Annotated in this window: 14 protein-coding genes and 1 pseudogene; 14 read left to right on the top strand and 1 reads right to left on the bottom strand. The window is 30.9% G+C overall.

Going from position 1 to position 15,575, the window contains the following annotated elements; translation table 11 throughout:
* The first annotated feature begins 5 nt into the window (after positions 1-5).
* The 12 genes and pseudogenes from tgt (at position 6) to aspS (ending at position 13,668) form a co-directional block, all read left to right on the top strand.
* Entirely contained in the window at positions 6-1,145 is a 1,140-nt protein-coding gene (tgt, locus tag M4I33_RS00730) for a tRNA guanosine(34) transglycosylase Tgt (protein ID WP_257914768.1), read from the top strand.
* Between the two features lie 98 nt (positions 1,146-1,243).
* The gene (gene yajC, locus M4I33_RS00725; RefSeq protein WP_257914766.1) at positions 1,244-1,519 is read left to right on the top strand and encodes a preprotein translocase subunit YajC; all 276 of its coding nucleotides are present in this window, start codon (positions 1,244-1,246) and stop codon (positions 1,517-1,519) included.
* A 332-nt stretch (positions 1,520-1,851) separates the two neighbouring features.
* Positions 1,852-3,096 carry a protein translocase subunit SecD gene (gene secD / locus M4I33_RS00720; protein WP_257914764.1) on the top strand — a complete coding sequence of 415 codons (1,245 nt, stop codon included), beginning with the start codon at positions 1,852-1,854 and terminating at the stop codon, positions 3,094-3,096.
* Positions 3,097-3,100: 4 nt separating this feature from the next.
* On the top strand, positions 3,101-3,994 hold the full coding sequence (gene secF / locus M4I33_RS00715) for a protein translocase subunit SecF (protein ID WP_257914762.1): 894 nt from the start codon (positions 3,101-3,103) through the stop codon (positions 3,992-3,994).
* Between the two features lie 134 nt (positions 3,995-4,128).
* The gene (locus tag M4I33_RS00710) at positions 4,129-4,983 is read left to right on the top strand and encodes a DHH family phosphoesterase (protein WP_257914760.1); all 855 of its coding nucleotides are present in this window, start codon (positions 4,129-4,131) and stop codon (positions 4,981-4,983) included.
* A gap of 34 nt (positions 4,984-5,017) precedes the next feature.
* On the top strand, positions 5,018-5,536 hold the full coding sequence (locus tag M4I33_RS00705) for an adenine phosphoribosyltransferase (protein WP_257914759.1): 519 nt from the start codon (positions 5,018-5,020) through the stop codon (positions 5,534-5,536).
* A 119-nt stretch (positions 5,537-5,655) separates the two neighbouring features.
* Positions 5,656-7,863: a bifunctional (p)ppGpp synthetase/guanosine-3',5'-bis(diphosphate) 3'-pyrophosphohydrolase gene (locus tag M4I33_RS00700; protein ID WP_257914757.1), complete on the top strand. Its 2,208-nt coding sequence runs from the start codon at positions 5,656-5,658 to the stop codon at positions 7,861-7,863.
* Positions 7,864-7,872: 9 nt separating this feature from the next.
* Positions 7,873-8,322 carry a D-aminoacyl-tRNA deacylase gene (dtd, locus tag M4I33_RS00695; RefSeq protein ID WP_257914756.1) on the top strand — a complete coding sequence of 150 codons (450 nt, stop codon included), beginning with the start codon at positions 7,873-7,875 and terminating at the stop codon, positions 8,320-8,322.
* A gap of 19 nt (positions 8,323-8,341) precedes the next feature.
* Positions 8,342-8,941: an MBL fold metallo-hydrolase gene (locus tag M4I33_RS00690; protein WP_257914755.1), complete on the top strand. Its 600-nt coding sequence runs from the start codon at positions 8,342-8,344 to the stop codon at positions 8,939-8,941.
* A gap of 8 nt (positions 8,942-8,949) precedes the next feature.
* A pseudogene (locus M4I33_RS00685) lies at positions 8,950-10,377 on the top strand (coproporphyrinogen III oxidase).
* A 12-nt stretch (positions 10,378-10,389) separates the two neighbouring features.
* Entirely contained in the window at positions 10,390-11,640 is a 1,251-nt protein-coding gene (gene hisS, locus M4I33_RS00680) for a histidine--tRNA ligase (protein WP_257914753.1), read from the top strand.
* Between the two features lie 228 nt (positions 11,641-11,868).
* Complete coding sequence (gene aspS, locus M4I33_RS00675; RefSeq protein WP_257914751.1) at positions 11,869-13,668, top strand: aspartate--tRNA ligase; 1,800 nt, start codon at positions 11,869-11,871, stop codon at positions 13,666-13,668.
* 34 nt (positions 13,669-13,702) lie between these two features.
* Here aspS and M4I33_RS00670 read toward each other — a convergent pair whose 3' ends face one another.
* Positions 13,703-14,365 carry a GDSL-type esterase/lipase family protein gene (locus M4I33_RS00670; RefSeq protein ID WP_257914749.1) on the bottom strand — a complete coding sequence of 221 codons (663 nt, stop codon included), beginning with the start codon at positions 14,363-14,365 and terminating at the stop codon, positions 13,703-13,705.
* 164 nt (positions 14,366-14,529) lie between these two features.
* Between M4I33_RS00670 and M4I33_RS00665 the strand changes: the two genes are divergently transcribed.
* Positions 14,530-15,198 (top strand): N-acetylmannosamine-6-phosphate 2-epimerase, encoded by a 669-nt coding sequence (locus M4I33_RS00665; protein ID WP_257914747.1) that lies wholly within the window; start codon positions 14,530-14,532, stop codon positions 15,196-15,198.
* A 13-nt stretch (positions 15,199-15,211) separates the two neighbouring features.
* A partial coding sequence (locus M4I33_RS00660) for a PTS transporter subunit EIIC (RefSeq protein ID WP_257914745.1) occupies positions 15,212-15,575 on the top strand: 364 nt, incomplete at its 3' end.

Here is a 15,575-nt window from a genome sequence, read left to right as displayed (position 1 = left end):
AACTTTTGAGCGAAAGATATACGTTATTAAAAAAAGACGGGAAAGCTAGAAGAGGTAGATTTAAAACACCTCACGGAACAGTAGAGACACCAGTTTTTATGAATGTAGGAACTATAGGAGTTATTAAAGGTGCAGTTTCAAGTATGGACCTTAAAGATATTTCTTGCCAAGTAGAATTATCTAATACATACCACCTTCACTTAAGACCTGGAGATAAGGTTGTAAAAGAACTTGGAGGATTACATAAATTTATGAATTGGGATAGACCAATACTTACAGATTCAGGAGGATTCCAAGTATTCTCACTAGCTGGAATGAGAAAGATAAAAGAAGAGGGAGTATACTTTAGATCACATTTAGATGGAAGAAAGATTTTTATGGGACCTGAAGAAAGTATGCAAATTCAAAGCAACCTAGCATCAACTATAGCTATGGCTTTTGATGAATGTATTCCAATACCATCATCTAGAGAGTATGTTGAAAAGTCAGTAGAGAGAACTACAAGATGGCTTCAAAGATGTAAAAATGAGATGGATAGATTAAATACTTTAGAAGATACTATAAATAAAGAACAAATGTTATTTGGTATAAACCAAGGTGCAACATTTAAAGATATAAGAGTAGAACACGCTAAAACTATAACTAAGATGGATTTAGACGGTTACGCTATCGGAGGACTCGCAGTAGGGGAAACTCACGCTGAAATGTACGATATAATAGATACAGTTGTTCCTCACCTTCCACAAGATAAACCAATCTATCTAATGGGAGTTGGAACTCCAGAAAACATCCTTGAAGCTGTAGCTAGAGGAGTTGATTTCTTCGATTGCGTACTTCCGGCTAGAAACGGAAGACACGGTCAAGTTTTCACAAAGACTGGAAAATTAAATATGAATAACGCTAAATTCGAATTAGATACTAGACCTATGGATGAAGGTTGTGAATGTCCTGCGTGTAAGCATTACACTAGAGCTTACGTAAGACATTTATTTAAGGCAAAAGAAATGCTTGCAATGAGACTTTGTGTACTGCATAACCTTTATTTCTATAACAAATTAATGGAAGAGATAAGAGAAGCTATAGACGAAGATAGATTCTACGAATTTAAGGATCAAAAACTTAAAGATTGGGGAATAATTAAGTAAGTTGACAATATCTGAAAATAGTTGTACACTACTCCTTAGAAAAGTAGTGAATTACTATAATATGGGATTCACAAACTAAACCGAAAGGAAGATAAAAAATGAATATATTAGTTCAATTATTACCATTAGTATTAATTTTTGGTTTATTCTATTTTATGATATTAATGCCAGAAAAGAAAAGAAAAAAACAATACGAAAAAATGATGGGCGAATTAAAAGTTAACGACGAAGTTATGACAAGAGGCGGAGTTGTTGGTAAGATAGTTGCTATGGACGATGAACACATCACTTTAGAAACTAGCTCAGATAGAACAAAGATAAAATTCGTTAAAAATTCAATAGCTAGCAAAACTTATAAAGAAGAAAATAAGTAATTATTAAGGATTAAATGGTTTCATTTAATCCTTTTTTTAGTCTTTATCATTAAAAATGTAATTTATATTTTTAATTTGATAAGAAGTGTTTTTTAATGTGCTTAAAACTAAAAAAATAAAAGGAGTAATATATATTAATAAAAAATGATAATACCTTTTAAAATGTTTAATAGTATAGCCTATTATGATATAATATAGTAGCTATATTACAAAATGCCAATAAATGTAAAGGTGACTTAAAAGTTACATAATGTATAATCTGGAATGTTTAGTCGAATAATAAAATTCAGGAATTATATGTTCTTAAATTTCTAACATAGAGGGGGAGAGAGATGAACTCAAAAGGAAAAAGCAGATTTATCTTTATTTTTTGCACTGTTATTATATTCGCTTTAGCGTTTATTGGTTTCAGAGGAGCAAAAATAGGCGGATGGGAGGTCAAACCATTCGAAGACGCTATTACTAAAGGACTAGACCTTCAAGGTGGAGTTTCAGTTCTTTTAGGAATAACTGATAAAGACGTAAGTCAAGACGACTTAGAGAAAACTAAAAATCTTATAGAACTTAGGGTTAACAAAATCGGTGTTGCTGAAACTGTAGTTACTACAGAAGGAAGCGATAGAATAAGGGTTGATATTCCAGGAGAATTTAACTCTCAAAAGATAGTCGACACACTAAGTAAAACAGGAAACCTTACATTTAAATCACCTAATGGCGATGTAATACTTACAGGTAAAGATATCAAAGAAGCGTCAGCAGTTATTGATAATCAATCAAACAAACCTGTAGTATCTTTAAAATTAAACGAAGAGGGAACTAAAAAGTTCGCTGAAGCAACTAAAAAGTATATGGGACAATCAATCTCAATATACATGGATGATGAGATGCTTACAAACCCGGTAGTACAATCTCAAATAACTAACGGAGAAGCAGTAATTACAGGAAGCAAAGATATAGAAGAAGCTAAAAACTTATCAAGTTTAATTAATTCAGGTGCATTACCTGTTACTATTAAGGCTTTAAGTACAGAAACAGTAGGAGCGCAACTTGGTGCTTCAGCACTTCCTAATGCTATGAAAGCAGGGGCTATAGGTGTTTGTTTAATCTTCGTATTTATGATTCTTTATTATAGAGGACCTGGAGTTATAGCAAGTATAGCGTTAACTTTATATGTAGTATTAGTTTTATTAATCTACGTTGAAATAGGTGCAACTCTTACTTTACCTGGAATTGCAGGATTCTTACTTACTATAGGTATGGCAGTCGATGCTAACGTACTTATATTTGAAAGGATAAGAGAAGAACTTAAAAAAGGTGTATCTGTTAAAGCTGCAATTAAAAGAGGTTTTGAAAATGCGATGTCTTCAATAGTTGACTCAAACATTACAACTATTATAGCAGCGTTAGTATTATACTTCTTCGGATCAGGTGCAGTTAAAGGATTCGCAATTACTTTATTAATTGGTATAGTTGTAAGTTTATTTACAGCATTAGTAGTAACTAAATTCTTAATGAATAGCGCTGTAAATGCAGGATTTTTAACTAAACCATCACAATTCAGAGTAAAGAGGGGGTAAGGGCATGTATTTTAAGATAATAGAAAAGACAAAAATATGGATGGCTTTATCTCTTGTTGTAATAGTAATAGGTTTAGGTTTTGCTTTTACTAGAGGATTTAACTTTGGTATAGACTTTAAAGGTGGTACTCAAGTTACATTTAAAATGCAATCAGGATTTGATAAAGCAAAAGCAGATAAAATTGTAAATGAATATTCAAAAAATGCAATCACAAACACAGTTAATGATACAGATTACCAAATAAAATCATCAGAATTATCTCAAGATGAGGTAACTAAAATATTTGATGGATTTAAAAAGGAATTTGGAATTAAAGATGATGCTTTAATTTCTCAAAACGAAATTGGTGCATCTATCGGAGAAGAACTTACTAGAAATTCTCTTATAGCACTTGGAATAGCATTTATAGCTATGCTTATTTATATAGCTATAAGATTTGAGTTTAAGTTTGGCATAGCTGCACTTTTAGCATTATTCCACGATATACTTATAACTTTAAGTGTTTATGCAATATTCTACATTCCAGTTAACTCACCATTTATAGCAGCTATCCTTACAGTTGTAGGTTACTCTATAAATGATACTATAGTTATCTTTGATAGAATTAGAGAAAACTCTAAGTATATGAGAAGAGAAACTGCAACTCTTATAGCAGATAAGAGTTTAACTCAAACTATGTCAAGGTCTATAAACACAACTTTAACAACACTTATAACAATAGTTATGGTTTATATTTTCGTTCCACAAGTTAGAGAATTAGCATTCCCACTTACTGTAGGTATAGCAACTGGGGCTTATTCTTCAATCTTTATAGCTTCACCAGTTTGGGTTTGGCTTACAGATAGAACTAAAAAAGGTTCAAGAAAAGTTAAAGGGGAAAAAGTTAAAGAAAATTAAAAAATATTCAGAAAATAACCTTTAAATAAATTATTTAAAGGTTATTTTTATTTTTTTTCATAAACATTTGTCAAACTGGATGTTTTAAATTATAATAGTATTGTTTTCTAAATTTGTGGAGGAGATAATAGGCGATGCGAAAGTTTTGGGAAAGTATATATTGCCCTAATTACATTACGGGATATAATCCGTTTATACTTAAAGATATGAACAAAGCAATCGAACGATTATCAACTGCTGTTAATAGCAGAGAAAAGATAGTTGTTTATGGATCGAATACAGTTGACAGCATTTGTGCAATAGCTTCCTTAAGCTTGATGCTTAGATATTTAAATGCTGATGTTGAGTATTTGATTCACGATGTGAAAAAAGGTTCAAAAAATATAGATAGTAAAGATATCAAGACAAAGGTGGACTTTTTAGGGGCTGACCTTCTTATTGCTATTGGCGTAGATATCGAAGCAAGAGAAGAGGTAGAACTTTTAAAAGAACTTAATATAGATTTAATTGTTTTAGAAAATAGAAAGACTATAGAAGATAAGGAATATATATATATAAATCCAAATCAAAAGAAATGTCAATATAGGTACAAGACTCTTTCTAATTCAGTTTTAACTTTTAAATTAATGCAAGCTATCGCTGTTTATTATAATATGAAAAGTATAAACAAATATCTAGATTTAATTATGCTTGGTACAAAATGGGCAAAATCTTCTACGGGTGGAGAAAATGGTGTTATATTAAAAGAGGGACGAAAATTTTTAGAAAACACTAATAACATCGGACTTAGAGCAATAATTGATTTTAATCATATAGTAGAGTTAAAAGAAGAAGATATAGAGATAATAATAGGGTTAATAACACCAACAGATGATACTGTTGGTATCGTGAACAACGCAAGAATAGTTTTAGAATTATTAACAACTCACGATGAAGATAGAGCTAAACAAATAGCTAAATACTTACATAATATAGGTAAAAATTTATAATGCTATGCATTAAATAGTACTTGGAGGAGTAAATATGGATTTAAGAAAAAGTATAAGAGTAATTGAAAATTTCCCAAAAGAAGGAATAAGTTTTAAAGATATTTCAACGCTAATAGCAGACGGAGAAGCACTAAGAGAAGCTGTAAACCAAATGGCAAACAACTTAAAAGATAAAAATATAGATGTAGTTTTAGGACCTGAAGCTAGAGGATTTATTTTTGGAGTACCTGTAGCTTACGCTTTAGGAGTTGGATTTATTCCAGTTAGAAAACCAGGGAAATTACCAGGAGAAACTATAAGCGTAGATTACGCATTAGAATATGGTACTGATTCATTACAAATCCACAAAGATGCAATCAAAAAAGGGCAAAGAGTTGCTATAGTTGACGACCTTTTAGCTACTGGTGGAACTATAGAAGCTGTTACAAAACTTGTTGAAATGGCTGGAGGAGAAGTCGTAGCACTTGATTTTGCTATAGAACTTACAGAATTACACGGAAGAGATAAATTAAAGGGATATGAAGTAAACTCATTAGTTAAATATGACCTTTAATCCTTATTGAAAATAATTTGACAATATTATATAATTAAAGATAAACGGGCTGGTTTTATACCAGCCTTTGATTTTAGAAATTTTAATATATTTTAAAGTTAAAAAGGAGAGTAATCCTTATGGTACAGAAATTGTTAGATGCTATAAACGAAAATTGTCATAATGTAGATATAGAATTAGTAAAAAAGGCTTATTATTTTGCAGAGGAAGCGCATAGAGAGCAAAAAAGAATATCAGGTGAACCTTATATTCAGCACCCTGTAGATGTTGCATGTATTCTTGCAGAACTTGGGATGGATACTAGCACTATTGCAGCTGGGCTTTTACATGATGTAATTGAAGATACTGACTGTAGCTACGAAGAAATGGCTAAAATATTTAATGAAGAGATTGCAAATTTAGTTGATGGAGTAACTAAATTAGGTAAGATAGAATACAAAACTAGAGAAGAACAACAAGCTGATAATGTTAGAAAAATGCTTCTTGCTATGGCAAAAGATATAAGAGTTATCATTATTAAACTAGCAGATAGATTACATAATATGAGAACACTTAAATATATGTCTAAAGAAAAGCAAAAAATAAAAGCTAAAGAAGTTTTAGATATATATGCACCACTTGCACATAGACTAGGTATGTCTAAAATTAAATGGGAACTTGAAGACCTTTCTTTTAGATATTTGCATGAAGAAGAATATTACGACTTAGTTAAAGCTATTGCTGAAAAGAGAGTTGAAAGAGAAGAATATATAGAATCTGTAATTAATGATTTATATGATAAATTAGACGAATCAGGTATAGATGCAGATATAGATGGAAGACCTAAGCATTTTTATAGCATATATAGAAAAATGGTTAACAAAAATAAAAGTATAGAACAAATCTTTGATTTAACTGCTATTCGTGTTTTAGTTAATTCTGTTAAAGATTGTTATGGTGTTTTAGGAATAGTGCACACTATTTATAAACCTATCCCAGGAAGATTTAAAGATTACATAGCAATGCCAAAGCCTAATATGTACCAATCCCTACATACTACAGTAATAGGGCCACAAGGAAAGACTTTTGAGATACAAATAAGAACTTTTGAGATGCACAAAACTGCTGAATACGGTATAGCAGCTCACTGGAAGTACAAAGAAGGAACTACAGAAGAAAACAAAGCTGAAAATATTGAAACTAAACTTGCATGGCTTCGTGACATGCTTGAGTGGCAAAATGAAACTTCTGATGCAGAAGAATTTATGGAAGGTTTCAAAATTGATTTGTTTTCAGATGAAGTTTTCGTATTTACTCCAAAAGGAGTAGTTATAAACCTTTGTAGCGGTGCAACTCCTATAGATTTTGCGTACAGAATACACACAGATATCGGAAATAAGTGTGTAGGTGCAAAAGTTAATGGTAAGATTGTTCCTTTAGATTACGGTTTAAAAACTGGAGAGATAGTTGAGATTATAACAACTAAAACAGCTAAAGGTCCTAATATGGATTGGCTTAATATTGCAAAGAGCAATCAAGCTAAAAGCAAGATAAGACAATGGTTTAAAAGAGTCAAAAAAGAAGAAAACATCGATAAAGGTAAAGAACTTTTAGAAAAAGAGCTTAAAAAGCAAGGCGTTACTTTTAATGAAATCTCTAAATGCGAATCTTATAACAAGTTTAAAAAGAGATATAACCTTCACAGTATGGATGATTTATATGCATCTATAGGAGTAGGTCAAATCATAGCTTCTTCTTATGTTTCAAGACTTAAAGAAGATTCTATAGAACAAACTAAAGAAAAACTTTCAAAAGAAGAAGAAGAAAAGAGCATTGAAGAACAAATCGCTAAAAATGAGCGTAAAGAAACTTCAAAAAAGAAAGATAAAAATAAAGGCGATTTTGGGGTTGTAGTTAAAGGGCTAAACAACATAATGGTTAGATTTGCAAAATGTTGTAACCCAGTTCCAGGAGATGAAGTTATGGGCTACATAACTAAAGGAAGAGGTGTTTCACTTCACAGAAAAGACTGCAACAACTTAAAAGCTTTAGTAGAAAACGAAAGCGAAAAGATAGTTGAAGCGACATTTGGTAAGTGTGAAAAATCAGCATATATTGCAGAAATTCAAGTTAAGTCTGACGATAGAGTTGGAATTTTAACTGACGTTATGCTTATAATAAATGAATCAGGTTTACCACTTCAATCATTAAATGCAAACTCAACAAAGGGAAATGTTGCAATAATGACTATAAAAGTAAAAATAAATTCAGTAGATCAATTAACAGAGCTTATGAAAAAAATCAAAAGATTAAAGGGAGTAAGCGATGTTTATAGAATGAATAAATAGGAGATAATTATGAGGGCTGTAGTACAAAGAGTATCATCTTCAAAAGTTACAGTTTCAGGAGAAATTATTGGATCTATAAATAAAGGGTTTAATGTTTTACTTGGAATAGAAAATGATGATACTTTAGAAGATATTAAATATATTGTAGATAAAGTTTCAAACCTTAGGGTTTTTGAAGACGAAAATGATAAATTAAACCTTTCACTTAAAGACGTAAATGGAGAGATACTTTTAATTTCTCAATTTACTTTGTACGGTGATTGCAGAAAAGGAAGAAGACCAAACTTTATGAAAGCTATGGGTGGAGATAGTGCAAAAGAGCTTTATCTAAAATGCATAGAATCACTTAAAGAAACTGGGCTTAAAGTAGAGTGTGGAGAATTTGGGGCGGATATGAAAGTAGACATTCAAAACGACGGTCCAGTTACTCTTTTACTAGATAGTAAAAAAGAATTTTAATATAAAAGGAGTAGTTAATATGTTAGTTAAAGTTATACCTACAGGTACAATCGAAGAAAATTGTTATTTAGTTATGGACGAAAACACTAAAGAAGGATTTATAGTAGATCCAGGCGATGAACCTTTAAAAATAGAAAAAGCTATAAAAGATACAGGAATGAATTTAAAATACATCTTATTAACTCATGCTCACTTTGATCACGTTGGAGCTTTAAATTACTTAGTAGAGAAATTTAACGTACCTTTTTACATGAACAAAGAAGAAGAAGAATTTGCAAAAACAGATAACTATGTTTTTGGAAAAATAAATAAAGCAAACGGATACTTAGATGATAATTCAGAATTATCAATAGGAAACGAGTCAATTAGAGTATTCCACACTCCAGGTCATACTGTAGGAGGGTTATGCTTCTTAATAGGTAATAAACTATTTACAGGAGATACTTTATTTAGAAGTTCTGTTGGAAGAAGCGATTTCCCAGGGGGAGATATGACTGCATTAGTTAATAGTATAAAAACTAAGCTACTTCCACTTGGAGACGAAATAGAAGTATATCCAGGGCACGGGCCTATGTCAACTATAGGATATGAAAAGAAAAATAATATGTTTTTATATTAGGTGAAAAGATGAAAATTAATATAGGATTAAATGATTTAAAGTATAGATACGACGTTTATCAAATGTTTAATTTATACTTTCCATTAGATGAACTAAAGTTTAACGAAGAAGAAGATTTAGATTTTTAAGTAACTATAAAAGAAGAAGTTATAACTTTTAAAAAGGGAGATTTTACCTTTGAAGAAAAGATAGAAGAAAATTTAAAAGACTCTCTTAAAAAGTGTATCTTTAAATCTTTAAAAGAAATAACTAAAGATGAATATCCTTGGGGAACTTTAGTTGGAATTAGACCTTCTAAAATAGCACTTAAAGGACTTGAAGAAGGAAAGAGCGAGGAAGAAATTATAAAAAACTTTAAAGATAAGCACCTTGCAAGCAGAGAAAAAGCAGAACTTTGCATAGAAGTTGCAAATTTTGAAAAGAATTTTATAAAGCCTAAAAAAGGCAAAATTGCAATTTATGTTGGTATGGCATTTTGCCCTACGAGATGCCTTTACTGCTCTTTTGCATCTAACCCTATAGGAGGAAACAAAAAGCTTGTAACTCCTTATCTAGAAGCTTTAACCTTTGAAATAAAAGCTATAAAAGATTATATAGATAAAAAGGGATTAGAAATAGAAAGTGTTTACTTTGGAGGAGGAACTCCAACAGCAGTTTCAAACGAAGAGTTCCAAAGCCTTATGGTAAGTATTAATGATGCTTTCGTAAAAAACAGAAATCTTGATGAGTTTACGGTAGAGTGCGGAAGACCTGATTCTATAACGCGTGAAAAACTTTTAACTATGAAAGAATTTAACGTAACTAGAATCAGTATAAACCCTCAAACTATGAACGATGATACTTTAAAACTTATAGGAAGAAATCACACAGCAGAAGATGCTGTAGAAAAGTTTAATTTAGCTAGAGAACTAGGTTTTGATGATATAAATATGGATATGATCATAGGACTTCCAGGAGAAGGCTTAAAAGAAGCTAAAAAAACAGCAGAAGAAATAAAAAAGCTAAATCCTGATAGTTTAACTGTTCACGGACTTTCATTAAAGAGAGGCTCTAGGCTTTACGAAAACTTTATACTTAAAAAAGGGTTAGGAATAAAAAGCCAAGAAGAAATAGCTAAGATGTATGAAGAAAGCAAAAAATTAGCTAAAGATTTAGGGCTTAAACCATACTATATGTATAGACAAAAAAATATGGTTGGAAATATGGAAAACCTAGGTTACTCTAAAGAAGGAAAAGAATGCCTTTATAACATGCAAATGATAGAAGATAAGCAAACTATCATTGCACTTGGTGCAGATGCTGTATCTAAGGTAGTATTTTTAGAGGAAAACAGACTAGAGAGATTCCCAAACGTTAAAGATGTTAGGGAATACGTAAATAGAATAGAGGAAATGGTAGAAGGTAAGATTAAGTTACTTGATACTTTATATAAATAGGAGGGATTATTAATGGAAATACAAGCACCAAAAGGTACTAAAGACATGTTACCAGAAGAGGCTTATAAGTGGCACTACGTTGAAAATATATTTAGAGAAGTATCAAAAAACTTCGGGATAAGAGAAATAAGAACACCTATTTTTGAACACACAGAACTTTTCTTAAGAGGAGTTGGAGAAACTACTGATATAGTTCAAAAAGAGATGTATACTTTTAAAGATAAAGGTGATAGAAGTATCACGCTTAAACCAGAAGGGACAGCGCCAGCTGTTAGAGCTTTTATAGAAAACAGACTATTTAACGAAGCTCAGCCTACTAAACTTTACTATATAACTCCTTGCTTTAGATACGAAAAAGCACAAAAGGGAAGATACAGACAGTTTAATCAATACGGAGTAGAGATGTTTGGAAGTAGCAGCCCTTCTATAGATGCTGAAGTTATGGCACTTGCTATGAATATCTTAAAGAAGATAGGACTTAAAGGTTTAAGCTTAAATATAAATAACTTAGGTTGCCCAAATTGCAGACCTAAATACAACGAAGCACTTAAAAACTTCTTAAAAGAAAATTATGATGGGCTTTGTGAAACTTGTAAAACAAGATTTGAAAAAAACCCTATGAGAATTTTAGATTGTAAAGAGAAAAAGTGTAAAGAGATAACTAAAAACGCTCCAACAATCCTAGAGTTTACTTGCGAAGAGTGCAACGAGCACTTTGATAAAACTAAAGAATACTTAGATATTTTAGGTATTCCATACACAGTAGACCCAGGTATAGTTAGAGGTTTAGATTATTACACTAAAACAATCTTTGAAATTTTAAATTCAGAATTTACAGTTTGTGGTGGAGGAAGATACGATAGACTAATAGAAGAAATCGGTGGACCTAGCATGCCAGCTGTAGGATTTGGAATGGGAATTGAAAGACTTATAATGACTTTAGATAAAGAAGGAATAGAAGTTCCAAAAGAACCTTTAGTAGAACTTTACCTTTCAGGTAGAGGAGAAAGTGGAGTTAAAGAAGCTTTCAAATTAGCTCACAAACTTAGAGAAATCGGAGTTAATGCAGAGATAAACCACGCAGGAAGAAGCTTTAAAGCAGAAATGAAATATGCAAACAAAATCGGAGCTAAGTTTAATGTGGTTTTAGGTGATGACGAACTAGAATCTAGAAAAGCTAAGTTTAAGAGAATGGAAGATAGAGAAGAGTTTGAACTTTCTTTAGATGATTTAGAAGGTATTAAAGATATAATAAAAAAATAGTAGTTTTATATCGGTTAATTTAAATTAGCCGATATTTTACTTTATATGAATATACATTTGCAAAATTTGCACAATAATATTAAAATAAACTAAGGTATTATATAATTTTAAAATAAATTTGAAGCACTTTTATAATTTCGTGATTTTTTAAAAGCGTATTAACTATATTTTATGCTGATGATTTATAAAATAGATATATTAAATAAAAATAAGTTTGGAGGAATCACAATGGGAGAAGCTTTAGGCGGATTAAAAAGAACTATGATGTGTGGTGAACCAAGAGAAGAACATGTAGGTAAAAAAGTTACTTTAATGGGATGGGTTCAAAGAAATAGAGATAAGGGTGCATTAATATTTACAGAACTAAGAGACAGAACTGGTATTATGCAAGTTATCTTTAACGAAGACACTAATGCAGAAGCTTGGAATAAGGCAAAAAGCTTAAGATCTGAGTATTGCATAGCTGTTACTGGAGAAATAGTTTTAAGAGAAGCGCCAAACAAAGATATGGCAACAGGACTTGTTGAATTAAAGGGAGAAGAATTAAAGATTTTATCAGAATCAGAAACTCCTCCAATATACGTAAAAGAAGGATTAGATGCAGCTGAAAGCATTAGACTTAAGCATAGATACTTAGATTTAAGAAGACCAGATATGCAAAGAATTTTCACTATAAGAAACAGAGCATCTAAAGCTGTTCGTGATTACTTAGATAACAACGGTTTCTTAGAAGTAGAAACTCCAATGTTAACTAAGAGTACACCAGAAGGAGCTAGAGATTACTTAGTTCCATCTAGAAATTACCCTGGAATGTTTTATGCACTTCCACAATCACCACAAATATTTAAACAATTATTAATGGTGTCAGGATTTGATAAATACTATCAAATAACTAAATGTTTCAGAGATGAAGATTTAAGAGCAAACAGACAACCAGAATTTACTCAAATCGATTTAGAGATGAGTTTCGTAGAACAAGAAGATGTTATAGCTTTAAACGAAGGATTAGTTAAGCACGTATTCAAAGAAGTTTTAGGACACGATGTTGAGCTTCCTATTAAGAGAATGACATTTAAAGAAGCTATGGAAAGCTACGGATCAGATAAACCAGACTTAAGATTTGGAATGAAGATTCAAAACCTTTCAGAAGAAGTAAAAGACGTAGACTTTAAAGTATTTAGCGATGCTCTTTCAAACGGAGGATCAGTTAGATGTTTAGTAGTAGACGGTGGAGCTTCTATGGGAAGAAAAGATATAGATAGACTTGGAGAATTCGTTAAAACTTACAAAGCTAAAGGTTTAGCTTGGATTAAAGTTAAAGAAGACGACACTATCCAATCTCCTATAGCTAAATTCTTAAATGAAGAGCAAATGGAAAAACTTTTAAAATCATGCGATGCTAAAAAAGGTGATTTAGTTTTAATAGTTGCAGATAAAAACTCTGTAGTATTCCAAAGTCTTGGGGCTTTAAGATTAGAATTAGCTAAAAAATTAGATTTAATTAAAGATAAAAATGAATTTAACTTCACTTGGGTTACTGAATTCCCACTATTTGAGTACAACGAAGAAGAGGAAAGATACACAGCGTGTCACCACCCATTCACAGCTCCTATGGAAGAGGATTTAGAATTCTTAGAAACAGAACCTGGAAAAGTAAGATCAAAAGCTTACGACTTAGTTTTAAACGGGGAAGAACTTGGAGGAGGATCAGTTAGAATCCACGATACAAAACTTCAAGAAAGAATGTTTAAGGCTCTAGGATTTACAGAAGAGCAAGCTTGGGATAGATTTGGATTCTTATTAGAAGCATTCAAATTCGGACCACCACCACATGCTGGATTAGCATTTGGTTTAGATAGAATGATAATGTTCCTAGCTGGAACTGATAACATAAAAGATGTTATAGCATTCCCTAAAAACCAAAACGCTTACTGCTATTTAAGTGAAGCTCCAAATATAGCTGACGCTAAACAATTAGAAGAGCTTGGAATAGAAGTAATCAAAAAAGAAGAAAAAGTAGAAGAATAATATTAAAACTCTAGGTGAGAACCTAGAGTTTTTTTTATAGAAATTTTGACTTGGATTTAATTATTTCAGTATATAATAGATAACCTTCCTCATTTAAATGAAGACCATCATCTGTAAACCTATAGATTAAATCACCGGTATATGGATCTAAAAAATTATCAAATAAATCTATAATTTCAATATTTGTAAAGTGTTTTAAAAAATATTTTATTTCTTTAGTTATTGTTTTTAAAGTTAAATTATTTCTAAGTCCTCTAAGTTCAATGTTTCCATGGATTTTTTCAATGCAAGGAATAGGTGAAATAAGAGTAATCTTTATAGAGGGTAGGTTATTTGTTGTTATCTCTACGATATCTTTAATTCTAAGTGCAATTTCTCTTGGAGAACTCATAACAGTTTCTCCTAAATCGTTAGTTCCTATCATTAAAACTAAGTGAGAGGGTTTGAATTTAATTACAGCTTCATCTAAGATCAAAAGTAAACATTCAGATGTAAATCCTGCTATACCACAGTTATATTTTATAGGTGTTTTTTCAAAATACTTATTTATATCCATAAGTTGGGTTATAGAATCACCAAAAAAGAGTGTACCATTTGAATTAGAGCTTTTGTTTAATTGTATTATATTAAGTATCCTTAAGATCTGAGGTTCTCTTAGTTGGTAGATATTAGTGTTATAAATCATGTTTTCTTTCATAGTTCCTCCTTTAAAACTTTATTAAAAATAGTATATAGAAAAATATAATTTAAGTAAATAGTGAAATAAAAACTCCAAAATAAAATAAATGGTGGAAAAATGTTGACAAAATAAATGAAAACATATACAATTAAGTTGAAAATAAAACAAAAGGATGTGGGGAAATGATAGAAGAACTAAAAGGTAAACTGATTGTATCATGTCAAGCTTTAGAAGAAGAGCCATTACATTCATCTTTTATTATGGGTAAGATGGCACTAGCTGCAAAAGAAGGAGGGGCATCTTGTATAAGAGCAAACTCAGTACAAGATATAAATGAAATTGATAAAGTAACAAATCTTCCTATTATAGGAATAATTAAAAGAGATTATAAAGACTCAGAAGTTTATATTACACCAACAAAAAAAGAAGTTTTAGAATTACTAAAAACAAATACTAAGATAATAGCACTAGACGCAACTAATAGAAAGAGACCTAAAGGGGAAACCTTAAAAGAACTTATTAGTTTAATTAAAAGTAATGGAAAGATGGTTATGGCAGATATCTCTACATTAGAAGAAGGAATAGAAGCTGAAAAACTAGGAGTAGATATAGTTTCTACAACTCTATCTGGATATACTAATTACACTGTTAAAGAAGAAGGGCCAGATTTTAAATTACTTAAAGAGTTAGTTGAAGTTTTAAATATCCCTGTTTTTTGTGAAGGAAGAATTAACACGCCAGAAGAAGCAAAAAAAGCCTTTGAACTAGGTGCATATTCAATTATAGTTGGAGGCGCTATAACTAGACCTAAACAAATAACTGAAAGATTTATTAAAGGGATTAAAGGATAGGAGGATTTAGTATATGCAAAAATTCGCAGAAAAAATTAGTGAGTTACTTGGACCAATTGCAAGTAAATTTTCAACTCAAAGGCATCTAGTAGCTATAAGGGATGGATTTATCGCAGTTATGCCACTTGTTATTGTTGGATCGTTTTTTGTTTTGATAAATAATGTTTTCTTAGATTCTACAAATGGTTTATTAAATAATCTAGGAAACTTTGATAAATATAAAGAGATAGGCTTAAGTGCGTATTATGCTACGCTTGGTTTTCTATCAATATTTTTAGCCTTTGGTGTAGGTTACAAGTTATCTAAAGAGTATGAATTAGATCAACTTGGAAGTGGATTTATAGCGGTTGCATCAGTTATAGCTCTTATGCCTACTT

Origin of the sequence: Clostridium sp. LY3-2 (genome assembly GCF_024705715.1) — a bacterium.
Lineage (GTDB): Bacteria > Bacillota > Clostridia > Clostridiales > Clostridiaceae > Clostridium.
This window is presented reverse-complemented; position numbering and strand designations above follow the sequence as displayed.